This is a genomic window from Stenotrophomonas sp. RIT-551, assembly GCF_026241915.1.
Classification (GTDB): domain Bacteria; phylum Pseudomonadota; class Gammaproteobacteria; order Xanthomonadales; family Xanthomonadaceae; genus Stenotrophomonas; species Stenotrophomonas bentonitica_A.
Map to the genome: position 1 here is coordinate 21,445 of NZ_JAPJIU010000013.1, position 25,009 is coordinate 46,453.

Here is a 25,009-nt window from a genome sequence, read left to right on the forward strand (position 1 = left end):
GGCACTGTGTGCGAACGATGGGGCAGAGTAGCCGTGCCGCTTGCATCGGGGCAACCCGTCTGCCGGCCGGTCAGTGCCGACGTTTAGAATCCCGCCTATTCACACTGCGAGTTGACCATGGATCCGATTCTGCTCGGCAAAGGCATCACCGACGATATCCCCGTCACCCTGTTGCCGCGGCTGGGCAACCGGCACGGCCTGGTGGCCGGCGCGACCGGTACCGGCAAGACCGTCACCCTGATGACGCTGGCCGAGGGCTTTTCGCGGATCGGCGTGCCGGTGTTCCTGGCGGATGTGAAGGGTGACGTGTCCGGCCTCGCCGTAGCCGGTGCCGGGACGGATGCACTGCTGCAACGTGCGAAGGACCTGGGCGTGGCCGACTACGCGCCCGCCGCCAGCCCGACCATTTTCTGGGATCTGTACGGCAAGCTCGGCCACCCGGTACGCACCACGGTGAGCGAGATGGGCCCGACCCTGCTCGCCCGCATCCTGGAGCTCAACGACACCCAGGCCGGCGTGCTGGACATCGTGTTCAAGCTTGCCGACGACCGCGGCCTGCTGCTGCTTGATCTGGATGACCTGCGCGCCCTGCTCGGCCTGGTCGCCGAAGAGCGCAAGGACATCTCCACCGAATACGGGCTGGTCAGCGCGCAGACGGTGGCGGCCATCCAGCGTTCGCTGCTGCGCCTGTCGCAGGACGGCGGCGAGGCCTTCTTCGGCGAGCCTGCGCTGGAGCTGGCCGACATCATGCGCGTCAACCACGACGGCCGCGGCGTGATCGGCATCCTCGCCGCCGACCAGCTGGTACTGAAACCGCGGCTGTACTCGACCTTCCTGCTGTGGCTGCTCTCCGAGCTGTTCGAAACACTGCCCGAAGTGGGCGATCTGGAGAAGCCCAAGCTGGTCTTCATCTTCGATGAAGCGCATCTGCTCTTCGATGACGCACCGCCGGCGTTGGCGCAGCGCATCGAGCAGGTGGTCCGGCTGATCCGCTCCAAGGGCGTGGGCGTGTATTTCTGCTCGCAGTTCCCCGATGACGTGCCGGCCAACATTCTTGGCCAGCTCGGCAACCGCGTGCAGCACGCGCTGCGTGCATTCACCCCGCGCGACCAGAAAGCGGTGAAGGTCGCCGCCGAAACCTTCGTACCCAATCCCAAACTCGATGTGGCTGCGACGCTGGCCAAGCTGGGTACCGGTGAAGCGCTGGTGTCCACGCTGCAGGACAAGGGCATCCCCTCGCCCGTGCAGCAGACCCAGATCGCGCCGCCGCGCTGCCGGATGGGCGCCATTACCGAGGCCGAACGTGCGCAGGTGCGCGCCGGCAGCCCGGTGGGCACCCGCTACGACACCGCGATCAACCGCGAGTCCGCGGCGGAACTGCTGGCGCAGCGTGCGCAGAAGACCGTCGAGCAGACCGATGCACCGAAAGCCCGGACCCGCCAGCAGGACGAGGCGCAGGAAGGGGGCTTCGGCCAGAGCATCAAGGATGCGATCTTTGGCACCAAGCGCCGCCAGGGCATGATCGAAACCATGGCCAAGCAGACCACCCGTACCGTCGGCACCAAGCTGGGCAACCAGATCGTGCGTGGCCTGCTCGGCGGTATTTTCGGCGGAAAGCGCTGATACTTCGTGTGGCGCCCTGTGGCGCGGCACCTTTTGACGAGCACAAGCAGACCTGATGTCGCGTTGGCGTCCCCCCGCGGAAAAAAGCACGGCCCTGATCACCGCACAGGGCCACCAGCGGCTGAAGACCGAACTGGATGAGCTGTGGCGGCACAAGCGCCCGGAGGTGGTGAAAGCGTTGGCGGCCGCCGCCGCGGAAGGCGACCGTTCCGAGAATGCCGAGTACACCTACCGCAAGAAGCAGCTGGGCGAGATCGACCGGCGCGTGCGTTACCTGACCAAGCGGCTGGAAGCACTGCGCATTGTCGATACCGCGCCGACCGATCCGAATGCCGTGTTCTTCGGGGCGACGGTCGAGTTGGAGAACATCGATTCGGGCGACATCCATGTGTATCGCATCGTCGGCCCGGACGAGACCGATGCCGGTGCCGGCTGGATCAGCATCGATTCGCCGTTGGCCCGTGCACTGCTGAAGAAGCGGGTGGACGATGAGTTCGAGGTGGAGCTGCCCAGCGGCCGCCATGGGTTTGCGATCCTGTCGGTGGCGTATCCCGGCTGACGGCAAGTGCATCCACGCGTGGCGTGGATCTACAGGTGGCGCCGGAAACCAGCGGGGCTAGAGCAGCCGCCGAATCACCCCAGCGCTGCGGGATACACGCGCCCCGGGCGCAACGGGCGGAAGTAGTCGGCCCGCGCATAGAAGGCCGCCGCCTGCCGCGCGTGCCACCCGGGAATCCCCGCCAACGGCAACGGACGCAGCTCCAGCGGATCACCAAGCCACTCACCGTCCGCGATGGCCTGCGCCACCGCCGCGACCGCACTGGCATCGTCATCGCCCTGTACCAGCACGCACTTGCCGACCAGCAGGCGGTCCGGCAGCAGGGCCTGCTCCAGCAGCGCATGCCCGATCACCGCCGCGACGGCGATATCACCGTTGCACCAGTGCCCTGCTCCGTCCACGAACAGCGCCGGCCAGTCGTGCCGGTCCCATGCGCCCAGCAGCGCAGGGTCGCGCACCCGCACGATCACGCCTGTTTCGTCGAACTGGGTCAGTGCAGCCTGCGCACGGTTGCGTTGCCCCGGCGCCATCGCCGCGATGTGCCGGCATTGCTGTTGGTTGAGCGCGCGCTTGATGGCAGGGTAACGCGCCCAGATCAGGGCGTTGAACAGGTCATGCCAGTTGTCCGCACGCGTGGCGATCCGGCCGCGCCCGGCGATGCGCGTTTCGTAGTGCAGGCCGTCGGCCAGCAACGCCTCGTCCTGCTCGGCCAGATGCTTGTCCGGCAACGCGAGGCGCGCATCGAGTGCTGCGATGGTGGGCCAGTCGGGTGCGCCCATCAGATCCTGGAACTCGCGCAGCCCGGCATAGATCGGCTGTGCGAAGCAGGCCGCATCCACCGCGTTGCGCGGTGGTGCGATGAAGCGGCGTCGACCGCCAGTATCGGCAGCCGACGCCGATACGATCACAGCACGTGCAGATCGAACGGCTTGCGCGCTTCGGCGGCGAGGATCGCGTCACCGAACAGATCGTGGTCGTCGCTCTCGGTGATCTCCACATCGACGAACTGACCCACCCGCAGCCTGGCTTCTTCCGCGTTCTGGATATGCACCAGACCGTCGATCTCCGGCGCATCGGCCTTGGAACGGGCCACCGCGATGCCGTCTTCGATGGCATCGACCAGGCACTGCTGCACGGTGCCGATCTTGGCTTCCAGGCGCGCGGCGGAAATCTCCGCCTGGCGCTCCATGAAGCGGGCCAGGCGCTCCTGCTTCACTTCTTCGGGCACCGCACCGGGCAGATCGTTGGCGGTCGCGCCGGTGACCGGCGAGTAAGCGAACGCACCGACGCGGTCCAGCTGCGCCTCGTCCAGGAAGCTCAGCAGCTCCTCGAACTCGGCATCGGTCTCGCCGGGGAAGCCGACGATGAAGGTCGAGCGCACCGTGATGTCCGGGCAGAGCTGGCGCCAGCGCTGCACGCGCTCGAGCGTCTTGTCGACCGCGCCCGGGCGCTTCATCAGCTTGAGGATGCGCGGGCTGGCATGCTGGAACGGGATATCCAGGTACGGCAGGATCCGGTTCTCCGCCATCAGCGGCACGATCTCGTCCACGTGCGGGTACGGGTAGACGTAATGCATGCGGGTCCACGCATCCAGCTCGGAGAGGCCTTCGCACAGCGCCTTCAGGCGGGTCTGGTAGGCCTTGTCGCGCCACATGCGCTCGGCGTACTTCACGTCCACGCCATAGGCCGAGGTGTCCTGGGACACCACCAGCAGTTCCTTGACGCCACCACGCACCAGCCGCTCGGCTTCGCGCAGCACCTCATCCACCGGGCGCGAGACCAGCTTGCCGCGCATCGAGGGGATGATGCAGAAGCTGCACTTGTGGTTGCAGCCTTCGGAAATCTTCAGGTACGCGTAATGGCGCGGGGTCAGCTTGATGCCGTAATCGGGCACCAGATCCACGAAGGGATCGTGCTTGGGCGGCAGCGCGGCGTGCACGGCCTCCATCACGCTCATGTAGTCCTGCGGACCGGACACCGCCAGCACGTTCGGGTAGGCCTCGCGGATCTGCTCCGGGCGTTTGCCCAGGCAACCGGTGACGATCACCTTGCCGTTGGCGTTCATCGCCTCGCCGATCGCATCCAGCGACTCGGTCACGGCCGAATCGATGAAGCCGCAGGTGTTGACCACCACCACGTCGGCCGAGTCATAAGAGGGAACGATGTCGTAGCCCTCGGACCGCAGCTGGGTCAGGATGCGCTCGGAATCGACAAGGGCCTTCGGGCAGCCAAGGCTGACGAAGCCGACTTTGGGGTTCAGCTGGGACATGGATCGCAAGGACTCTGGGGGCCTGGGCCCATGCCGGAATGGCGTGGGGACCTGGGGCCGGAAACGGCGGCAAGTATACCGGCGTTCAGCCCGCGCCCCTGAACCGGATCGGGTCGATCCCGCCAGATACCGCATGCCCGCTGACATCACGCTAACCGGCGCGGGGCCGATAATGAATGCCTGAACCAACGGAGTCTCGCACCATGGGTGAGTGGATCACGCTCGATACGCATTACGGACCGGTCCGCGCCTGGCAGGCAACGCCGGCAGGCAAACCGCGCGGGGGCCTGGTGGTGATCCAGGAGATTTTCGGCGCCAACCCGCACATCCGCGCGGTGGCCGACGACTATGCCGCCAAGGGCTATGCGGTGCTGGCCCCCTCGTTCTTCGACCTGGCCGATTCGGCCCCGGACGGGACCGAACCGCCGGAACTGCCTTATGACAGTGAAGGCGTGGCCGCCGGCCTGCAGATGGTGGACGAACTCGGAGTGGAAAAAGCGCTGGAGATCGTCCGGGCCGCCGCGTCGCGGCTGGCACCGGCTGGCAAGGTCGGCACGGTGGGCTACTGCTGGGGCGGCAGCATCGCCCTGCTCTCCGCGCTGCGCCTGGGCCTGCCCTCGGTCAGCTATTACGGCGCCCGCAATGTGAAGTACCTGGACGAAACGCCCAAGGCGCCGGTCATGTTCCACTTCGGCGCCCAGGACAAGAGCATCCCGCCTGAAGCGATCAAGGCCCACCGCGAGAAGCTGCCGCAGATGGCCACGTTCGTCTACCCGGCCGATCATGCCTTCAACCGCAGCGTCGGACAGGCGTATGATCCAGACAGCGCCCACCTGGCGCTGGAACGCACCCTGGACTTCTTTGCGGAGCATCTTGGATGAGCGAGTTCGAACTGGATTCACGCCTGGCCACCGACAGCGTACTGGTAGCAGAAGGGCCGTTATCGCAAGTGCGATTGATGAACGATGAAAGGTATCCCTGGCTGATCCTGGTCCCACGCCTGAGTGGCGTGACCGAATGGATCGACCTGGATGGCGAGCAGCAGGACAAGCTGCGGACCGAGTTGAACCGGGCGTGCAAGGCGCTCAAGGGCACCGATGGGGTCGAGAAGATCAACATCGGCTCGCTGGGCAACATCGTGCGCCAGCTGCATTTCCATGTGATCGGGCGCCATGTCGGCGATCCGGCATGGCCGGGCCCGGTCTGGGGCCAGGGGCAGGCACACCGTTTTGACCCGGAGGTGCTGGCCGAGCGTGTCGCACTCTGGAAGGAACGGCTAGGATATTCGCCCCAGCCCTAGCGGACCCTGCCCCTGATGCGTTCCAACCTTGTCGCCGCCATCGTCCTGATCCTTGTCGGCCTGTTCCTGCTGGCCAGCAATCTGGGCTGGACCAACATGAACATGGGAAAGCTGATCCTCACCTGGTGGCCGGTCGTGCTGGTGGCGGTTGGCATCGGCCTGCTGTTCGGCCGAGGCAAGTAGAGCGGACCGTTGGTCCGCTGCTTTTCGGCCCACTGCTTTTGGGTCCGCTGCTCTTGGTCACCACGCCACACTCCGGACCAAGCCACAAAAAAAGCGCGGAGTACTCCGCGCTTTTTTTGTGGTCGCCCCTTGATGGGTCACGGTAGCCGCAGAAGCAGCCGACCAACGGTCGGCTCTACCAGGCGCGGACGCGGCAGCACGCCCGGGGATCGATCAGGTGCGCCGCGCCACCGGCGTGATCATCAGGTCCGCGGCAGCGTGACGCCGGTCTGGCCCTGGTACTTGCCACCGCGGTCCTTGTAGGACGTCTCGCAGATATCGTCCTTGTCGGCCTGGAAGAACAGCATCTGGGCCACGCCTTCGTTGGCATAGATGCGCGCCGGCAGCGGCGTGGTGTTGCTGAATTCCAGGGTCACATGCCCTTCCCACTCCGGCTCCAGCGGGGTCACGTTGACGATGATGCCGCAGCGCGCGTAGGTGCTTTTGCCCAGGCACACCACGAGCGTGTCGCGCGGGATGCGGAAGTACTCCACGGTGCGCGCCAGCGCGAAGCTGTTGGGCGGGATGATGCACTCATCACCCACGATGTCCACGAAGCTGCCCGGGTCGAAGTGCTTCGGGTCCACGATGGTGGAGTTGATGTTGGTGAACACCTTGAACTCGCGCGAGCAACGGACGTCGTAGCCGTAGCTGGAGGTGCCGTAGCTGACGATGCGCTGGCCGTTGGCCTGCTTGACCTGGCCAGCTTCGAACGGCTCGATCATGCCGTGCTGCTCGGCCATCTGACGGATCCAGCGGTCACTCTTGATGCTCATGTTCGATCCTGGCTGGGAACAAGTGGACAGACGCCCGGGCCAGCGATTCTACAGCGACCTGTGATGCTCGCCTACGCGCTTCAGCGTGACCGGGAAAGGCGCGAATCAGCCCAACCACTCTCGCTCTAAAGTGAGACATATAACCTCTAATTATCTCATTTTTACAGAATGGTTGCGCCGCGAAGAACTGTTCATTATGGTTTCATTAAGCCTGAACGCTCGATTCAGGTAGGGATATTCAGTCACCGTAAAGCATCACGCAAAGGAATCTGATGAAACACACCATCCATGGACGCAAGTTCGCCCGTACCGCACTCGCCTTGATGTTGAGCGCATGCATCGGCACCTCTTTCGCACAAAGCACCTCCGGCAACATCAACGGCAGCGCTACGGCGGAGAAGGTTCAGGTCAAGAGCCTGGCCTCCGGTGCCACCCGCGAAGTCACCGTCGGAACCGACGGCCGCTTCAGCTTCTCGCAGTTGCCCATCGGCACTTATGAGGTCACCACCTTCAGTGGCGGCAGTGCGGTGAACACCACGCGCGTCAATGTCGTCGCCGGCCAGTCGACCACTGCCAGCTTCGCCTCGGCATCCAGCGGCGCCACCTCCCTCGACACGGTCAATGTGCGCGCGCTCAGCGCGGCCAATGCCATCGATCTCGGTAGCGTGGAATCGCGCACCACCTTTACCGCCGACCAGCTCAATTCCCTCCCCGTGGCACGCGATATCACGAGCGTTTCGCTGCTCACCCCCGGGACCGTTGCATCAAGTGGATATTTCGGCCCGGCATCGTTCGGCGGCGCCTCGGCCGCAGAGAACAGCTACTACGTCAACGGCTTCAACGTCACCAATCTGTACGACAGCCTGTCGTTCTCCGAGATCCCCTACCAGGCCATCGACCAGCTGGACGTGCAGACCGGCGGTTACGGCGCGCAGTACGGCTTCTCCACCGGCGGCGTGACCAGCGTCAACGTCAAGCGCGGCACCAACGAATGGAAGGGTGGCTTCAGCTGGACCGGCGCCCCGGATTCGCTGCGCGAGAGCGCGCCCGATACGTACTACGACGATGGCTCGCTCTTCCGTTCCTATGATCGCAACAGCAGCAGCTCCAACGTCTACAGCGTCTGGGCCGGCGGCCCGCTGATCGAAGACAAGCTGTTCGTGTTTGCGATGGGCCAGTTCAGCAACTCCAAGACCGGCAATTACGGCAACCGCGGCTCGCAGTACACCACCAATGGCCGTCCGCCCTCCGCTACCGCATTGTCCACGTCGGCCTACGACTATGAGTCCAAGACCCCGTACTGGCTGTTGAAGCTGGACTGGTACCTCAACGACAGCAACCACCTGGAATACACCGGTTTCGACAACAGCCGCCGCTACAATTACGACTACTACAACGCTGCCTATGATGATCCCAGCAGTGGTGGCGAACCGGCCAAGACCAGCGCCCTCGGCGCGCTGATCGGCAAGTCCGGCGGCCAGACCGACGTCTTCAAGTGGACCAGCTACCTGACCGACAACCTGACTGCATCGCTGCAGTACGGCCAGATGCGCAACCGCAGCTCGGAGCACACGATCAGCCCCGACGGTGTGATGAGCACCTACGACGGCGACATCAACAGCCCGCAGGGCAGCTGCCCCTACGTTCTGGACTACCGGTCCGAGACCGGCGGAACCGGCCGGCAGATTGGCTGCGCCGTGGCCAGCACCGTCGGCATCTTCGGCGGCCGCAACGAGCGCAAAGGCACCCGCCTGGATCTCGACTGGCAGCTGGGCGACCACAAGATCGGCTTCGGCTACAGCGACGAGAAATGGACCTCTGTGCAGGGCACGTCCTACTCCGGCGGGGCCTTGTGGTATCTGGAAGATGACTATGCCGAGCGGGTGAACTTCCGCAACGGTGGCTCCATCGAGATCAAGCAGCAGTCGTGGTACCTGCAGGACAACTGGCAGATCACCCCGAACTTCATGCTGTATGCGGGTATCCGCAATGACTCGTTCGACAACAAGAACTCGGACGGCATCTCCTTCGTCAAGCAGGATGACATCTGGCAGCCGCGTGCAGGCTTCTCCTGGGATATCCTGGGCGACGGTCGCAGCAAGCTGTTCGCCTCGGTTGGCCGGTACTCGCTGCCGATCGCCGCCAACGTCGCGCTACGCGCAGCCAGTGCCTCGTACTATCTGGACGAGTATTTCACCTACAGCGGCATCAATCCGAACGGCTCGCCGATCGTCACCGGCAGCTTCGAGGACGGTGCGTATGACGCAGTGATCAACGGCGAAAGCGGTGCTACGCCTGATCCGCGCGCGGTCGCGTCGCGGGGCTTGAAGCCGTACACCCAGGACGAAGTCATCCTGGGCTACCAGCAGCAGATCAATTCGTCGATCGATTTCTTCAACGACTGGACCGTGGGCATCAAGGCCACCTACCGTCGCATCAACAATGCGATCGATGACACCTGCGATTCGCGTTCGCTCTACAACGCAGCGGTTGCCGCCGGCTATGACCTGTCCAACTGGTCCGACCCGTGGACCGTGCCGGAAGGCCTGCCGGGCTGCTGGATCTACAACCCCGGCAGCGACCTGAACGTCACCCTGGATGTCGACGGCGATGGCACGGTGGAAGAGATCAATGTGCCGGGCGATACGCTGGGCCCGAAGGCCAAGCGCACCTACAAGGCCGTCACCCTGAGCGCGGACAAGCAGACCGAGCGCTGGTACGCCAGCCTCTCCTACACCTGGTCCAAGCTGGAGGGCAACTACGAAGGTCTGGTCAAGAGCACCAACGGCCAGGATGACACCGGCACGACCTCGGACTTCGACTTTGCCGAGATCATGTACGGCGCCGACGGCTACCTGTTCAACGACCACCGCCACAGCTTCAAGCTCTTCGGCGGCTTCAAGTTCACCGACGAGTGGTCGGTCGGCGTCAACGTGCTGGCCCAGTCCGGCGCACCGAAAAGCTGCCTCGGTGGCGGCTGGGGCAGCTTCGACACCGAGTACGGTTATACCGGCGTATTCCACACCTGCGAACAGGGTACCGACGAGATCTCCAAGGTGGGCAGCGCTGGCCGCACGCCGTGGCAGTTCACCGTCAGCCCGAACATCACCTACACGCCCAACTGGCTGGAAGGGCTGAGCATGCAGGTCTCGGTGATCAACGCCTTCAACAACATCAAGCCGGTCCAGGTGTACGAAACCAAGTACGGCCGCCCGAGCTCGGCACCGACCATCCGGACCTTCTACAACTACAACACGCCGAAGTACTTCAACGATCCGCGCTATGTCCGGTTCCAGGTGCAGTACGACTGGTAAGCCGAAAACCCGCGTTGCTTTCTCTCTTGACCGCCGGCCTCGTGCCGGCGGTTTTTTCTGCAGGGAACAAAAGCCTTACAGCAACGAGGACAGGATCGGGATGGCTGCCCGCGGCCGCTTGGCCACTTCCTCGATCAACCGCTCGGCCGCGCGCAGGTAGGCCTGGGCCGCAGAAGACGCCGGCGCGGCAGCAGTGATCGGCGTACCGGCATCGCCCTGTTCACGGATGCCGATCTCCAGCGGCAGCGACCCCAGCAGCGGCACCCCGTACTGGGCGGCCATGCGCTCGCCACCGCCCTCGCCGAACAGATGCTCGACCTGGCCGCAGTTGCTGCAGGTATGCACGGCCATGTTCTCGACGATGCCCAGCACCGGCACCTCCACCTTCTCGAACATCTTCAGCGCCTTTTTCGCGTCCAGCGTGGCGATGTCCTGCGGCGTGGTGACGATCACCGCACCGGCCAGCGGAATCTTCTGGGTCAGGGTGAGCTGGATGTCGCCGGTGCCCGGCGGCAGATCGATCAGCAGGTAATCCAGGTCGTCCCACAGCGTGTCATTGAAGAACTGCGTCATCGCCGAGGTGGCCATCGGCCCGCGCCAGATCATCGGCGTCTCGTCCTCGATCAGGTAACCGATCGACATGGTCTCCACCCCGAACGCGCGCATCGGCTCGATCGACTTGTTGTCAGGGCTTTCCGGACGGCCACTCAGACCGAGCATGGCGGGCACGCTGGGGCCGTAGATATCGGCATCCAGCAGGCCCACGCGCGCGCCGAGCGCGGCAAGTGCGACAGCCAGGTTGACCGCGGTGGTGGACTTGCCGACCCCGCCCTTGCCCGACCCCACTGCGATCACGTTGCGCACGCGCGGATGCGGCGACAACCCCTTCTGCACTTGGCTGGCGTGGGGACGACGCACTTGGCTGGCACTCACTGCGGGCACTCCGGGAACACAACAATTGGACGCAACACTATACAACCTTGACTGCACCTGACTGAAAATCCCGATTGCTACGAAAGCATGCAATTTTCGTTAAGTTCATGTTACGGTCGAAACGCACTACGTTGAGCGTTTTCCGCGCGTTCCGGGAGGGAATCATTGGCGTCAGTGCTTTCTGTTTTGTTCTATGGACTATCAATGAATTACAGCACCACCGCACGTCGCAACACGCTCGCCGCTGCACTGTTCTCCGCCCTGATCGCCACCGCAGCCGCTCCGGCCATGGCACAGGATAAAGCCACGACGCTGGACAAAGTCACCGTCACCGGCTCGCTGATTCCGCAGACCGATATCGAAACCCAGACGCCGGTGATGTCCATCACCGCGCAGGACATCCAGACCCGCGGCTTCACCAGCGTGGCCGAAGTCCTCCAGCAGTCCTCGCTGACCACCGGCGGCCTCCAGGGCGGCCAGACCTCGGCGTCCTTCACCCAGGGCGCGGAAGCCTCGGGCATGTTCGGCCTGAACCCGGGTTACACCAAGTACCTGATCAACGGCCGTCCGATGATGTCGTATCCGGCGCTGTACAACGGCGGCGATACGTTCAACAACATCAGCGGCATTCCGATCGACATCGTCGAGCGCATTGAAGTCCTGCCGGGCGGCCAGTCGTCGCTGTACGGTTCGGACGCCATCGCCGGCGTGGTCAACATCATCCTCAAGGAACGCATGGACGGTGGCAGCATCTCCGTGCGCGGCGGCACCTACACCGAAGGTGGCGGCAACAGCGTTCGCTTCAGCGGCGCGCACGGTTTCAGCGCGTTCGATGACCGCTTCAACGCACTGGTCAACGTGCAGATCGAGTCGAGCAACCCGATCTGGGGCTACCAGCGCGACCTGACCCGCACCACCAATGCCAACGGCTACACCGCGCAGCTGCCGAGCAACGATTTCGCCGTCATCGACGCCGATACCAACCGCCTGTACATGATGGACCCGAACAACTGCGCCAACGTGGCCAGCCAGTTCGGTGGCACCACCGTGCTGGGCACCCGCCCGACCGGCCAGTCGTGCGGCACCTACTTCGGCGCCGGCTACAAGACGCTCAAGAACGGCAAGGACAGCGGCCAGTTCTATTCGGCGATGACCTTCGACGTCAACGACAACCTGCAGCTGTTCGCCGACGTGCTGTACAGCAAGGAAAAGACCGAGTACACCTCCGGTTCGAGCTACCTGTGGTGGGGCACCAAGAGCGGCATGGGCGGCTTCTACGACCAGTCCTCGGGCAAGGTAGTGAACCTGCAGCGCGCGTTCGCCCCGGAAGACATCGGTGGCCAGGGCTACAACGACGTCCTCAACAGTGACGAGAGCCGCTCCTACCAGGTGACCCTGGGCGCGAAGGGCATGGCCGGCAACTGGGACTACAGCGCCAGCTTCACCCGCGGTGAGTACAAGCTCACCGAAAACAAGTTCATGCGTTGGAAGGACCCGATCAACAACTACTTCGCCGAACACGTGCTGGGCCCGCAGTTGGGCACCACGGCCGACGGCTGGGGCATCTACAACCCGAACTACGACGCGTTCTACTCGCCGATCTCGCCGGAAGATTTCGCCAGCTTCACCGGCTACGCGACCAACCGCAGCCGTACCTGGCAGAACCTGGGCCGCGTGCAGATCACCAACGGCTCGCTGTTCTCGCTGCCGGGCGGCGATGCCGGCTTCGCCGTGGTGGTTGAAGGTGGCAGCGAAGGCTGGGACTACTCCCCCGACCAGCGCCTGCTGGACGGCCAGGTGTGGGGCTCCTCGGCCGTGGCCGGCAATGGCCACCGCAGCAATTATGCGGTGACCTCCGAACTGCGCATGCCGGTGCTGGAGCAGGTCACGGTGACCGCTTCGGGTCGCTATGACGCGTTCAAGATCGCCGACAACACCGTCGACAAGGCCACCTACAGCCTGGGCCTGGAATACCGTCCGATCGACAGCCTGCTGTTCCGCGGCAAGTACGGCACTGCGTTCCGCGCACCGACCCTGTCCGATGCCTTCCAGGGCAAGAGCGGGTACTACGCGGCCAACTCGACCGACTACTACCGTTGCGGCACCCTGGGCTATGCACCGGGCAACACCGCCGACTGCCGTTACCACGACAACGTCTCGGTGTACTCCGAGCGCGCCGGCAACCCGGACCTGGAGCCGATCACGGCCGATGTCTGGAATGCAGGCGTGGTCTGGGCACCGATGGCGAACCTCTCCATCTCGGCCGACTACTACAACTGGAAGATCGAGAACGAAGTCGATACGGCCAGCACCGACCAGCTTCTGCTGGCCGAGTACTACTGCCGCAACGGCCTGCCCAACGGCTCTTCGGCCAGCTGCCAGAACGTGGCCGACTGGGTCGTGCGCGACGCCGCCGGCAACCTGAGCAGCCTGTACACCCCGAAGATGAACGTGGCTCGCCAGAACCTGCAGGCCGTGACGGTCGGCTTCAAGTATCTGCAGGACATCGGCCGCTTCGGCTCGCTGCAGTTCTCGGCCAACTACACCAACATGCTCAAGCGTGAAGTGCAGTCGCAGCCGGGTGAGGAGTTCCAGGATCTGCTGGGCAACCCGATCGCGATGTGGAACTACGACAACTTCGCCAAGGTCCGCAGCGATGCCTCCGTTGGCTGGTCGGTCGACAAGTTCACCACCACGCTGTACGCGAACTACATCGGCAAGACCCCGAACTACCTGGCCGGCATCAACGGCTATGACTACGTCCACCCGGCATCGGGCAAGGCGGCAGGCAAGTGGGGCTCGTACACCACGTACAACCTGAGCGTGAACTATCGCGCCCAGGAGGACCTGACGCTGTCGGTGATGGTCAACAACGTGTTCAACAAGATGCCCGACGGCCAGGCTTACAGCTACCTGGGCACCTCGGGTGCGCCGTACAACACCGGCCTGTACAACGCGTACGGCCGTGCCGTGTACGTCCAGGCCAAGTACGACTTCGGCAAGTAACCGCCGCAGGCCACACCGGCGACCGTGCAGGGCCCTGCCCTGCCGGTTCGCCATCCGGAACGCCCCGAAAGGGGCGTTTCGCGTTTGCGGGGCTGCCACGTCACCCGCGCCGCCACCGGCGCGAAAGAGGAGGCGAAACCGAGACGACGACCGTGGAAGCAGTGATCGTTTTCAACCACCACCATTCAGCACTGCGTCATCAAACCCGTTGTTACAAATTGTTACATTTTCATACACGACTGATTTTCAAACACTTTTTATTGAATCTCCAGCCTTGTGGCCAATGGCTATGTGACTGAGCCGTGTAAGCATCGTTAAGCCCGTGTTACGTTCGATGACGAAGCACGGAAAGCTTCACACGCAAAGTGATCGCTTCCATGGACGGCCCTACCCACGTCGACACCGCACTCGGGGATGCCCATGTCTCGCCACAGCTCCACTCTGTCTCGCCACCCGCTGACCGCCGCCGTACTGACCGGCATGCTGCTGACCAGCGCCGTCACCGCCTTTGCCCAGGACACCGGTACCACCAACCTGGACAAGGTCACCGTCACCGGTTCGCTGATCCCGCAGACCGAGATTGAAACCCATACCCCGGTGGTGACCATCACCGCCGAAGACATCCAGACCCGCGGCTTCACCAGCGTGGCCGATGTGCTGCAGCAGTCCTCGCTGACCACCGGCGGCCTGCAGGGCGGCCAGACCTCCGCCTCGTTCACCCAGGGCGCTGAAGCGGCCGGCATGTTCGGCCTGAGCCCGAGCTACACCAAGTACCTGATCAACGGCCGGCCCATGCTGTCCTACCCCGCCCTGTACAACGGCGGCGATACGTTCAACAACATCAGCGGCATCCCGATCGACATCGTCGAGCGCATCGAGATCCTGCCTGGTGGCCAGTCCTCCCTGTACGGCTCGGATGCGATCGCCGGCGTGGTCAACATCATCCTGAAAGAGCGGATGGACGGCAGCGTGCTCAACGTGCGCGGCGGCACCTACACCGAAGGCGGCGGCAGCACCTTCCGCGTCAGCGGCGCGACCGGCTTCAACAGCGCCGACGATCGCCTCAACGTGCTGGTCAATGCCCAGTTCGAGTCGAGCAATCCGATCTGGGGCTACCAGCGCGACGTCACCAAGACGACCAATAGCAAGGGCTACACCGCCCAGGTGCCGACCAATGACTTCCTGGTCGTCAATCCGGCGGCCGGCAACGCCTACCTGATGATGGATCCGAACCTGTGCGCCAACGTCGCCGGCCAGTTCGGTGGTACCACCGTGCTCGGCACGCGTGCGGCCGGCCAGTCCTGCGGCTCGATCTACAGCCCGGGCTACAAGACCGTCAAGAACGGCAAGGACAGCGCGCAGGTCTACAGCTCGTTCACCTTCGATGCCAGTGACAGCCTGCAGCTGTTCGGCGACGTGCTGTACAGCTATGAGGACGTGAAGTACGCCACCGGCTCCAACTACACCTGGTGGGGCACGGCCTCCGGTTACGGTCGCTTCTGGGACCAGACCAGCGGCCAGTGGATGAACCTGCAGCGCGCGTTCGCCCCGGAAGACATCAGCGCCAACGGCTACAAGGACATCCTCAACACCGACCGCAACAAGGCTTACCAGGTGACCCTGGGTGGCCGCGGCACGCTGGGCAACTGGGATTACAGCGCCAGCTTCACCCGCGGCGAGTACAAGCTGACCGAGCGCAATTTCGTGCGCTGGGCCGATCCGATCAACAACTACTTCGAAGAGCACGTACTGGGCCCGCAGTTGGGCACCCGCAACGGCTACGCAGTGTTCGCGCCGAACTGGGACGCCTTCTATGCGCCGATCCCGGCCGGCGACTTCGCCACCTTCACCGGTTACACGGAGAGCCAGAGCCGCACGTGGCAGAACCTGGGCCGTTTCCAGCTCACCAACGGCACGCTGTTCTCGCTGCCCGGCGGTGATGCCGGTTTCGCCGTCGTTGCCGAAGCCGGCAGCGAAGGCTGGGATTACACCCCCGACGAGCGCCTGATGGACGGCAGCGTATGGGGCACCACCGCGGTCGCCGGTGCAGGCCATCGCAGCAACTACTCGCTGACCTCCGAGCTGCGCCTGCCGCTGCTCGATTCGCTGACCGTCACCGGTTCGGGCCGCTATGACGCCTTCAAGATCGGTGACAGCACCGTCGACAAGGCAACCTACAGTGTCGGCGTCGAGTTCCGTCCGATCGAGAGCCTGCTGTTCCGCGGCAAGTACGGCACCGCGTTCCGCGCGCCCAGCCTGTCCGATGCGTTCCAGGGCCTGAGCGGCTACTACGCCAACGGCTCCACCGACTACTACCGCTGCGGCCAGCTCGGCTATGCGCCGACCGATACCACCGGCTGCGCCTATGACAGCGTCTCGGTGTTCGGCCAGCGTGCCGGCAACCCGGACCTGGAACCGATCACCGCCGATGTGTGGAATGCCGGCGTGGTCTGGGCACCGTTGAGCAACCTGTCCTTCTCGGTCGATTACTACAACTGGAAGATCAAGAACGAAGTCGACACGCTGAGCTCGGACCAGCTGCTGCTGGCCGAGTACTACTGCCGCAACGGCCTGGTCAACAACACCTCGGCCAGCTGCGACAATGTCAACGAGTGGATCACCCGTGATGCGTCCGGCGTTCTGGACGAGATCTACACCCCGAAGATGAACGTGGCCAGCCAGAACCTGCAGGCCATCACCGCCAGTGCCAAGTACGTGCAGGAACTGGGTCGTTTCGGTGCACTGCAGTTCTCCACCAACTACACCAACATGATCAAGCGCGAGCTGCAGCCGCAGCCGGGCGATGAATACCTGGACCTGCTGCGCGATCCGTACAACATGTGGATCTACGACTCCTACGCCAAGGTGCGCGCCGATGGTTCGCTGGCCTGGGCCTTGGACAAGTGGACCACCACGCTGTACTTCAACTATGTCGGCAAGACCCCGAACTACCTGGCTTACGCCGGCAACGGCTACGACTACGTGCACCCCTCGGGCGCCAAGGCTGGCAAGTGGGGTTCGTACACCACCTATAACCTGAGCGTGAACTACCGGGCAGCGGAGAACATGACCTTCTCGGTCATGGTCAACAATGTGTTCAACAAGATGCCCGACAACCAGGCGAGCAACTACCCGGGCACCTCCGGTACGCCTTACAACAATTACTTCTACAACATCTACGGCCGGGCCGTGTATGTGCAGGCCAAGTATGAATTTGGCGGGAAGTAACACGATAGCCACTCAGCACTGACACCAGAAAGCCCCGCCGAAAGGCGGGGCTTTTTTCATGCGGCATCGTACATTCGGAATGCGATTACCGGTTTAATCCCACTTGTTAATCACCTCCCTGTTCAGCAGCCAGGCCGCGGCGCAATATGAATAAAGTTTCATGTTCATCCAGCCCATTGTTTTTGAAGATATTTCAACAACGCCTCGCCTTCGCCGCAGACAGGCCGAGCCCATTCAGCGTATTTCACGTTAAGCGCGTGTTACGTTCGCGGCACGCCGGTACCGACTGAACGCAGAATGAAACACCCAAGGACGGCCATGCAGGCCTGATACCGGATCGTTGTTGCACGCAATCAAGAGGTCCCACGGAAGGGCAAGCCACGACATCACCACTACATGGGGTTGCACATGTCTCGCCAAGGTAATTCGATCTCGCGTCATCCGCTTGTCGCCGCCGTCCTCACCGGCCTGCTGCTCACCAGCGCCACCGTCTTCGCACAGGACAACGCCGCCACCAATCTCGACCGCGTCACCGTCACCGGGTCCTTGATCCCGCAGACCGAGATCGAGAACCACACACCGGTGCTGACCGTCACCGCCGAGGACATCCAGACCCGCGGCTTCACCAGTATCTCCGAGGTGCTGCAGCAGTCTTCGCTGACCACCGGCGGCCTGCAGGGCGGCCAGACCGCCGCCTCCTTCACCCAGGGTGCCGAAGCGGCCGGCATGTTCGGCCTGGACCCGGGCTACACCAAATACCTGATCAACGGCCGGCCGATGCTGCAGTACCCGGCGCTGTACAACGGCAGCGACGCGTTCAACAACCTCAGCGGCATTCCGATCGACATCGTCGAGCGCATCGAGATCCTGCCCGGCGGCCAGTCCTCGCTGTACGGCTCTGACGCCATCGCCGGCGTGGTCAACATCATCCTCAAGGAGCGCATGGATGGCGGCGTGCTCAATGTCCGCGGCGGCGCCACCACCGAAGGCGGCGGCAACAACATCCGCGTCAGCGGCGCCAGGGGCTTCAACAGCGCCGATGACCGCTTCAATGCACTGGTCAACGTGCAGTACGAAAAGAGCAACCCGATCTGGGGCTACCAGCGCGACCTGACCCGCACCAACAACCGCGTCGGCTACAGCGCGCAGGTGCCGGCCAACGATTTTCTGGTCTATCTGCCCGCCGACAACAACGCGTTCGTGATGATGGACCCGACCCGTTGCGCCAGCGTCGCCGGTCAGTTCGGCGGCACCACCGTGCTGGGCACGCGCGCGGCCGGCGAGTCCTGCGGCTCGGCCTACGGCGCCGGCTACCGCACGCTGAAGAACGACAAGGAGAGCAGCCAGTTCTACAGCTCGATGACGTTCGATGTGAACGACAACTTCACCCTGTTCGCCGATGCGCTGTACAGCCTGGAAGAGGTCAAGTACACGCCGGGTTCGGGGTATACGTTCTGGGGCAGCGACCTGAGCTTCGGCGCGTTCTATGACCAGGACACCGATCAGTACATGAACCTGCAGCGCGCGTTCGCGCCGGAGGACATCGGGCCGAACGGCTACAAGGACATCCTCAACACCGACCGCAACAAGGCCTACCAGGTCACCCTGGGCGGGCGTGGCACGTTCGGCAACTGGGATTACAGCGCCAGCTTCAGCCGCGGCGAATACAAGCTGACCGAGCGCGGCTTCGTGCGCTGGGCCGATGACATCGACAGCTACTTCGAGAACCGCGTGCTCGGCCCGGTGCTGGGTACCACCGATGACGGCTACAACATCTACAGCCCGAACTGGGGCGCGTTCTATTCGCAGCTGCCAGCCGGCGATTTCCAGACCTTCACCGGCTACACCTACAACCAGAGCAAGACCTGGCAGAACCTGGGCCGCTTCCAGCTCACCAACGGCTCGCTGTTCACCTTGCCCGGTGGCGATGCAGGCTTTGCCGTGGTCGCCGAAGCCGGCAGCGAAGGCTGGGATTACCGCCCGGACGAGCGCTTGATGGATGGCAGCGTGTGGGGCACCACCTCGGTGGCCGGTAATGGCCATCGCAGCAACTACGCGGTGACCTCCGAACTGCGCCTGCCGCTGATCGACTCGCTCACCGTGACCGGCTCGGGTCGCTACGACGCCTACAAGATCGCAGACAACACCGTCGACAAGGCCACCTACAGCGTCGGCGTGGAGTTCCGTCCGATCGAAAGCCTGCTGTTCCGTGGCAAGTACGGCACCGCGTTCCGTGCGCCGACCCTGCCCGACGCCTTCCAGGGCGAGAGCGGGTATTACGCCAACGGCGCGGTCGACTACTACCGTTGCGGCCAGCTCGGCTATGCCCCGGCCGATACCCTCGCCTGCCCGTACGGCAACGAGTCGGTGTTCGGCGTGCAGGCGGGCAACACGGAGCTGGAACCGATCACCGCCGATGTCTGGAACGCCGGCGTGGTCTGGGCGCCGATGAACAACCTCTCGGTCTCGGTCGACTACTACAACTGGAAGATCGACAACGAAGTCGACACCCTGAGCTCGGACCAGCTGCTGCGCGCGGAGTACTACTGCCGCAATGGCCAGGGCAACCCGACCTCGGCCAGCTGCGAGAACGTCGCTGACTGGATCACCCGCGATGCGGCCGGCAACATCGAGCAGATCTTCACGCCCAAGCTCAACGTCGCGCGCCAGAACCTGCAGGCCCTGACGGCCAGCTTCAAGTACGTGCAGGACATCGGCCGCTTCGGCTCGCTGCAGTTCGCCAGCAACTACACCAACATCCTCAAGCGCGAGCTGCAGCCGCAGCCGGGCGACGACTATCTGGATCTGCTGCGCGACCCGTATGCGATGTGGTACTACGACGCCTACGCCAAGGTCCGTACCGATGGTTCGGTGGGCTGGGCCAAGGACCGCTGGACCACCACGCTGTACTTCAACTACATCGGCAAGACGCCGAACTACATGTCCTACCTGGGCGAGAGCTTCGACTACGTCCACCCGTCCGGTTACAAAGCCGGCAAGTGGGGCTCTTACACCACCTACAACCTGAGTGTGAACTACCGGGCGCTGGACAACCTGACCCTGTCGCTGATGGTCAACAACGTCTTCAACAAGATGCCCGACGGCCAGGCCCACAGCTACGCCGGCAACATCGCCTCGCCGTACAACAGCAGCATCTACAACCCGTACGGACGCGCGGTGTATGTGCAGGCCAAGTACGATTTCGGCACCAAGACCAACTGAGCCAAACCCGGGATGACACCCCCAGGCCCCGCCGCAAGGCGGGGCTTTTCCATGGCCGCTGCCGGGCGGGGCCACGTCCGCAGTTGACCGGATCAGGCCTCTTGCCATCGGCCATGACCTTCGACACCCTTGCAGGCCGGGCCGGCGGCGTATCGTCTGGCCCACAGGCTCTTCGGGGCCATTCCTGCACGACTTTTCCGGCCTGGAGGCCAATCACGTGATCGCACGTACACCCAAACTGGTACTGCTGACCCTGGCCGTTTCGGCCGCGCTGGTCGGCTGCGGCAAGAACGAAACCCCGGCCACGGACAGCGCAGCCTCCACCGCCGCGCCGGCGGCCCCGGCCGCCACCGAGTACAAGCTCGACGAGAGCAAGCTGCCGGCCTACAACGCCTTCCACCCGTCCGACCTGGACACCAGCATGGACGCCTGTGGCGCGTTCGGTGACTACGTCAACAGCAAGTGGCTGGCCGCCAATGAGATCCCGGCCGACCGCACCAGCTGGGGCGCCTTCACCATCCTGGACGAGCGCTCGGTCGCCGTGCAGCACCAGCTCGCCGAGCAGGTCGCGGCGGTCAAGAACCCGGCCGGCATCGAGAAGATCGTCGGCGATTTCTGGGCCACCGGCATGGACGAGGCCAAGATCAACGCCCAGGGCATCGAGCCGATCAAGGCCGACCTGGCCGCCATTGACGGCCTGCAGGACAAGGACGCGATCGCCAACTACCTGCGCACCAGCGCCGCCAAGGGCGAGAACGTGCTGTTCGGCTTCGGTCCGGAAGCGGACTTCAAGAATTCCAGCATGAACCTGGCCTACGCCAGCCAGGGCGGCCTGGGCCTGCCGGACACCACCTATTACACCGACGCCAAGAACGCCGACAAGCTCAAGGCTTACCAGGCCCACGTGGCCAAGGTGCTGGAACTGGCCGGCGTGGCCACGGCCGACGCTGAGAAGCAGGCCGCCGATGTGGTCAAGTTCGAAACGCGCCTGGCCAAGGCGTCCAAGTCCAGCGTCGAGCTCTCGCGCGATGTCTCGCTGTTCTACAACCCGGTCACCGTGGCCGACGCGGACAAGCTGACCCCGAACTTCAGCTGGACCGAATTCTTCAAGGCCCAGGGCATCGCCGCCCCGGAGAAGTTCTCGCTGGCCATGCCCAGCTTCCACCAGGAAGTGAGCAAGGCACTGGGCGATACCGATCCGTCGGTGTGGCGTGCCTACCTGCGCTTCCACACCGTGGACAGCGCCTCGCCGTACCTGGCCGATGCCTTCGTCAATGAGAACTACAACTTCTACGGCAAGACCCTGAACGGTCAGAAGGAGCAGAAGCCGCGCTGGAAGCGCGTGCTGGGCACCATCGAAAACGATGCCGGCGACGCCTTCGGCCAGCTGTACGTGAAGGTCGCCTTCTCGCCCGAAGCCAAGGCCAAGATGGAAGAACTGGTCAAAAACCTGGCCGCCGCCCTCAAGGAGCGCATCCAGGGCCTGACCTGGATGAGCGATGAGACCAAGGCCAAGGCCATCGCCAAGTGGGAAACCTTCACCCCGAAGATCGGCTACCCGGACAAGTGGCGTGACTGGAGCGGCCTGACCACCGGCCGCGACAGCTACCTGGGCAACGTCCGCGCTGCCAACGCGTTCAACTACAAGTTCGCGCTGTCCAAGATCGGCCAGCCGGTGGACAAGACCGAGTGGGGCATGACCCCGCAGACGGTCAATGCCTACTACAACCCGCTGCAGAACGAGATCGTGTTCCCGGCCGCCATCCTGCAGCCGCCGTTCTTCGACCCCAAGGCCGATGACGCGCTGAACTACGGCGGCATCGGTGCGGTGATCGGCCACGAAATGACCCACGGTTACGACGACCAGGGCAGCCGCTTCGGGCCGACCGGCAACTTCGAGAACTGGTGGACCGAGGCGGACACCAAGAACTTCAGCGGCCTGACCGGCAAGCTGATCAAGCAGTTCGACGGTTACAAGGTGGACGGCCAGCCGGTCAACGGCAAGCTGACCCTGGGCGAGAACATCGCCGACCTGGGTGGCCTGGCCACCGCCTACGACGCCCTGCAGAAGGCCTCGGCCGGCAAGGAAGATCCGAAGGTCGACGGCTTCACCCGTGACCAGCGCTTCTTCTTCAACTGGGCCACCGTGTGGCGCACCAAGTACACCCCGGAGAACATGAAGGTCCGTCTGGCGACCGACCCGCATGCCCCGGCGCAGTTCCGCGCGATGGGTGCCCCGTCGAACCTGCCCACCTTCGCCGCGGCGTTCCAGTGCAAGGCCGGCTCGCCAATGGTGCGCGCTGGCGACCAGCAGGTCGTGATCTGGTAACAAGCGCCCTTTATTGAGCGTTACCCATGCAAAGGCCCGGGGAAACCCGGGCCTTTGCTTTTGGTGCGGGGGGGCACCCATCACGCTCTTTTCGCTTTGCTTGGTACACTCGCGCGATCCCAATCCTGCTGGATTCGCTTTACATGTCCAACCTCCGTCCGCTCGCCATTGCCCTGGGCCTGAGCCTGGCCTCCCTGGTCATCGCTCCCGATGCGCACGCCGCGCCGAAGAAGAAGGCCGCCGCCCGTGCGCCGGCCGTCAGCGCCCAGTGCAGCGACTTCTACGAGGCCACCAATGCGACCTGGCTGAAAGCCAATCCGGTGCCGCAGACCGGTGCCACCACCGCACTGGGCCAGCTGGCCGACCGCGCACGCCAGCAGCAGCGTGAACTGCTGGATGGCGCGATGACCGCGCCGCAGGGCAGCGTGCAGAAGCTGCTCGGCGACTTCTGGGCCAGCGGCCTGGACGAAGCCGCCGTGGAAGCCGATGGCTCCAACCCGATCGCCCCGCTGCTGACCCGCATCAACGCGATCAAGAAGGCCAAGGACGTGCCGGCCTCGATCGCCGCGCTGCATCAGGTGGGCATCCCGGTGGCCTTCAACTTCGCCCCGGACGTGGACCTGAAGGCACTGGACCGCCACATCGGCTACTTCATGCAGGGCGGCATGGGCCTGCCGGACCCGGCGTTCTACACCCGTACCGATGCCGACACCGTCGCGCTGATGGCGCGCTACCGCACCTACGTCAAGCAGGTGCTGGCGCTGACCGGTACCCCGGCGGACAAGCTCGATGCCGAATCGCAGTCGGTGATCGCACTGGAAACCGAACTGGCGCGCAATGCGCAGTCGCTGGCTGGCATCAACAACCCGTTCAACAACTACGCGCCGATCTCCACCAAGGAGCTCAACAGCCGTTACCGCAACCTGCAGCTGGAGGCCTTCCTGAAGGCACAGGGCGTCAATGACGACCTGGTCTCGCTGTCCGATCCGGCGCTGTTCAAGCAGCTCGACGGCATGGTCACCCGGCTCAAGCCGGAGCAGTGGAAGGTCTACCTGCGCTGGCGCGTGGGTGATGCGATGGCCCCGTACCTGTCCAAGGCCTACCGCGATGCCGAGTTCGAGTTCCGCGGCCGCGTGATGCGTGGCCAGACCCTGCCGCCGGCACGCTGGGAGCAGGTGCTGGATGCGATCAACGTCGCCGCCGGCCCGATGGTCGGCCGCGAGTACGCCGCCAAGCATCTCTCGGCCGACGACCGTCGCAAGGCGGCGCTGGTGGTGGACAAGATCCGCGAAGTGCAGATCGATGCGGTCAAGCGCAGCACCTGGATGAGCGATGAGGCCAAGACCGAAGCGCAGGCCAAGCTGGCCGCGCTGAAGATCGAGATCGGCACCCCGCTGCGCGATCTGGACTACACCGTGCAGCCGATGGGCCGTGGCAGCTTTGGCGGCAACATGCTGATCGCCTCGACCTGGCGCCACCGCGAAGAGATGAAGCGCATCGGCAAGGGCAACGCCGACCGTCGCTGGGACGTGCTGCCGCAGCAGCCGGCCCTGGCCTACGACATCGCGCAGAACCGCCTGATCGTCACCGCCGCCGTGCTGCAGGGCCCGGTGTTCAATGCCAAGGGCGATACCGCCGACCTGTTCGGCAGCTACGGCGCGCTGGTCGCGCACGAGCTGACCCGCGCGATCGACGCCAAGGGCGCGCTGGTGGATGCCAAGGGCGAACTGCGCAGCTGGTGGACCCCGGCCGACAAGACCGCCTGGACCCTGTTCGGCAACCGCGTGGCCGCGCAGTACAGCGGCTATGACTACCCGGGCGTGAAGGGCGCCAAGGTCAACGGTGAACTCACCCGTGAAGAGAACCTGGCCGACCTGGCCGGCCTCGAACTGGCGTGGGAGGCCTACAAGGCCGTTGAGCCGGCCGCCAAGCCGGCCGCACAGCAGGGCTTCTTCCGTGCCTGGGCGAGCCTGTGGCCGCAGCAGCTCTCGCCGAACGTCGCCGCCCAGCGCCTGAGCTCGGACATCCTGGCCCCGGGCCGCTGGCGCACCAACGGCCCGCTGTCCAACCTGCCGGCCTTCGGTGCCACGTTCACCTGCAAGCCGGGCCAGCCGATGCAGCGCGTGGACAACGACCAGATCAAGGTCTGGCGCTGAGCCCCGCTGCACAGCAGAAACGAAAAGGGCGCCCACTGGGCGCCCTTTGCATTTAACGGGGACGGAGGTGGT

Annotated in this window: 15 protein-coding genes; 11 read left to right on the plus strand and 4 right to left on the minus strand. The window is 64.2% G+C overall.

Annotation, left to right across the window (positions count from 1 at the left end; genetic code table 11):
• Positions 1–117: 117 nt before the first annotated feature.
• Positions 118–1,623 (plus strand): helicase HerA-like domain-containing protein, encoded by a 1,506-nt coding sequence (locus ORK51_RS14460; RefSeq protein ID WP_266085362.1) that lies wholly within the window; start codon positions 118–120, stop codon positions 1,621–1,623.
• Between the two features lie 55 nt (positions 1,624–1,678).
• Positions 1,679–2,182, plus strand: coding sequence for a transcription elongation factor GreB (gene greB / locus ORK51_RS14465; RefSeq protein WP_261997112.1), 504 nt, complete (start codon positions 1,679–1,681; stop codon positions 2,180–2,182).
• A 74-nt stretch (positions 2,183–2,256) separates the two neighbouring features.
• Here greB and ORK51_RS14470 read toward each other — a convergent pair whose 3' ends face one another.
• Both ORK51_RS14470 and rimO read right to left on the minus strand, forming a co-directional pair.
• Complete coding sequence (locus ORK51_RS14470) at positions 2,257–3,090, minus strand: DUF3025 domain-containing protein (RefSeq protein ID WP_429000682.1); 834 nt, start codon at positions 3,088–3,090, stop codon at positions 2,257–2,259.
• The gene (rimO, locus tag ORK51_RS14475; protein WP_070425605.1) at positions 3,087–4,451 is read right to left on the minus strand and encodes a 30S ribosomal protein S12 methylthiotransferase RimO; all 1,365 of its coding nucleotides are present in this window, start codon (positions 4,449–4,451) and stop codon (positions 3,087–3,089) included. The genes ORK51_RS14470 and rimO overlap by 4 nt, the downstream gene beginning before the upstream one ends.
• A gap of 203 nt (positions 4,452–4,654) precedes the next feature.
• Between rimO and ORK51_RS14480 the strand changes: the two genes are divergently transcribed.
• From ORK51_RS14480 to ORK51_RS14490, 3 genes are read left to right on the plus strand one after another with little or no spacing between them, the layout of a single operon-like run.
• On the plus strand, positions 4,655–5,332 hold the full coding sequence (locus ORK51_RS14480; RefSeq protein WP_266085365.1) for a dienelactone hydrolase family protein: 678 nt from the start codon (positions 4,655–4,657) through the stop codon (positions 5,330–5,332).
• The gene (locus ORK51_RS14485) at positions 5,329–5,751 is read left to right on the plus strand and encodes an HIT domain-containing protein (protein WP_019182648.1); all 423 of its coding nucleotides are present in this window, start codon (positions 5,329–5,331) and stop codon (positions 5,749–5,751) included. Before ORK51_RS14480 ends, ORK51_RS14485 begins: the two co-directional genes overlap by 4 nt.
• A 15-nt stretch (positions 5,752–5,766) precedes the next feature.
• A complete protein-coding gene (locus tag ORK51_RS14490; protein ID WP_019182647.1) occupies positions 5,767–5,934 on the plus strand; it encodes a LiaI-LiaF-like domain-containing protein in 168 nt (55 codons plus the stop codon).
• A 242-nt stretch (positions 5,935–6,176) separates the two neighbouring features.
• On the opposite strand, the gene dcd is transcribed toward ORK51_RS14490, so the two are convergent.
• Entirely contained in the window at positions 6,177–6,749 is a 573-nt protein-coding gene (dcd, locus tag ORK51_RS14495) for a dCTP deaminase (RefSeq protein ID WP_019182646.1), read from the minus strand.
• 272 nt (positions 6,750–7,021) lie between these two features.
• Here dcd and ORK51_RS14500 point away from each other — a divergent pair, with 272 nt between their 5' ends.
• Positions 7,022–10,063, plus strand: coding sequence for a TonB-dependent receptor (locus ORK51_RS14500; protein WP_070425607.1), 3,042 nt, complete (start codon positions 7,022–7,024; stop codon positions 10,061–10,063).
• 75 nt (positions 10,064–10,138) lie between these two features.
• On the opposite strand, the gene apbC is transcribed toward ORK51_RS14500, so the two are convergent.
• Positions 10,139–10,996 (minus strand): iron-sulfur cluster carrier protein ApbC, encoded by an 858-nt coding sequence (gene apbC, locus ORK51_RS14505; protein ID WP_070425608.1) that lies wholly within the window; start codon positions 10,994–10,996, stop codon positions 10,139–10,141.
• Between the two features lie 204 nt (positions 10,997–11,200).
• Between apbC and ORK51_RS14510 the strand changes: the two genes are divergently transcribed.
• From ORK51_RS14510 to ORK51_RS14530, 5 genes are all read left to right on the plus strand, one after another.
• Positions 11,201–14,002 carry a TonB-dependent receptor domain-containing protein gene (locus ORK51_RS14510; RefSeq protein ID WP_261997115.1) on the plus strand — a complete coding sequence of 934 codons (2,802 nt, stop codon included), beginning with the start codon at positions 11,201–11,203 and terminating at the stop codon, positions 14,000–14,002.
• Between the two features lie 420 nt (positions 14,003–14,422).
• Positions 14,423–17,230, plus strand: a complete 2,808-nt coding sequence (locus ORK51_RS14515; protein WP_266085371.1) for a TonB-dependent receptor domain-containing protein — start codon at positions 14,423–14,425, stop codon at positions 17,228–17,230.
• Positions 17,231–17,638: 408 nt separating this feature from the next.
• Positions 17,639–20,452: a TonB-dependent receptor plug domain-containing protein gene (locus ORK51_RS14520; RefSeq protein WP_070427439.1), complete on the plus strand. Its 2,814-nt coding sequence runs from the start codon at positions 17,639–17,641 to the stop codon at positions 20,450–20,452.
• A 220-nt stretch (positions 20,453–20,672) separates the two neighbouring features.
• The gene (locus tag ORK51_RS14525) at positions 20,673–22,781 is read left to right on the plus strand and encodes a M13 family metallopeptidase (RefSeq protein WP_174704342.1); all 2,109 of its coding nucleotides are present in this window, start codon (positions 20,673–20,675) and stop codon (positions 22,779–22,781) included.
• Between the two features lie 143 nt (positions 22,782–22,924).
• Positions 22,925–24,937 (plus strand): M13 family metallopeptidase, encoded by a 2,013-nt coding sequence (locus ORK51_RS14530; protein WP_266085374.1) that lies wholly within the window; start codon positions 22,925–22,927, stop codon positions 24,935–24,937.
• The last annotated feature ends 72 nt before the right edge of the window (positions 24,938–25,009 follow it).

Excerpts from the sequence above, each read along its gene's own strand:
- ORK51_RS14490 (WP_019182647.1), top strand. The coding sequence starts at position 5,767 with ATGCGTTCCAACCTTGTCGCCGCCATCGTCCTGATCCTTGTCGGCCTG.
- ORK51_RS14520 (WP_070427439.1), top strand. The coding sequence starts at position 17,639 with ATGTCTCGCCAAGGTAATTCGATCTCGCGTCATCCGCTTGTCGCCGCC.
- greB (WP_261997112.1), top strand. The coding sequence starts at position 1,679 with ATGTCGCGTTGGCGTCCCCCCGCGGAAAAAAGCACGGCCCTGATCACC.
- ORK51_RS14530 (WP_266085374.1), top strand. The coding sequence starts at position 22,925 with ATGTCCAACCTCCGTCCGCTCGCCATTGCCCTGGGCCTGAGCCTGGCC.
- rimO (WP_070425605.1), bottom strand. The coding sequence starts at position 4,451 with ATGTCCCAGCTGAACCCCAAAGTCGGCTTCGTCAGCCTTGGCTGCCCG.
- ORK51_RS14500 (WP_070425607.1), top strand. The coding sequence starts at position 7,022 with ATGAAACACACCATCCATGGACGCAAGTTCGCCCGTACCGCACTCGCC.
- ORK51_RS14515 (WP_266085371.1), top strand. The coding sequence starts at position 14,423 with ATGTCTCGCCACAGCTCCACTCTGTCTCGCCACCCGCTGACCGCCGCC.
- ORK51_RS14460 (WP_266085362.1), top strand. The coding sequence starts at position 118 with ATGGATCCGATTCTGCTCGGCAAAGGCATCACCGACGATATCCCCGTC.
- ORK51_RS14510 (WP_261997115.1), top strand. The coding sequence starts at position 11,201 with ATGAATTACAGCACCACCGCACGTCGCAACACGCTCGCCGCTGCACTG.
- dcd (WP_019182646.1), bottom strand. The coding sequence starts at position 6,749 with ATGAGCATCAAGAGTGACCGCTGGATCCGTCAGATGGCCGAGCAGCAC.
- ORK51_RS14485 (WP_019182648.1), top strand. The coding sequence starts at position 5,329 with ATGAGCGAGTTCGAACTGGATTCACGCCTGGCCACCGACAGCGTACTG.
- ORK51_RS14480 (WP_266085365.1), top strand. The coding sequence starts at position 4,655 with ATGGGTGAGTGGATCACGCTCGATACGCATTACGGACCGGTCCGCGCC.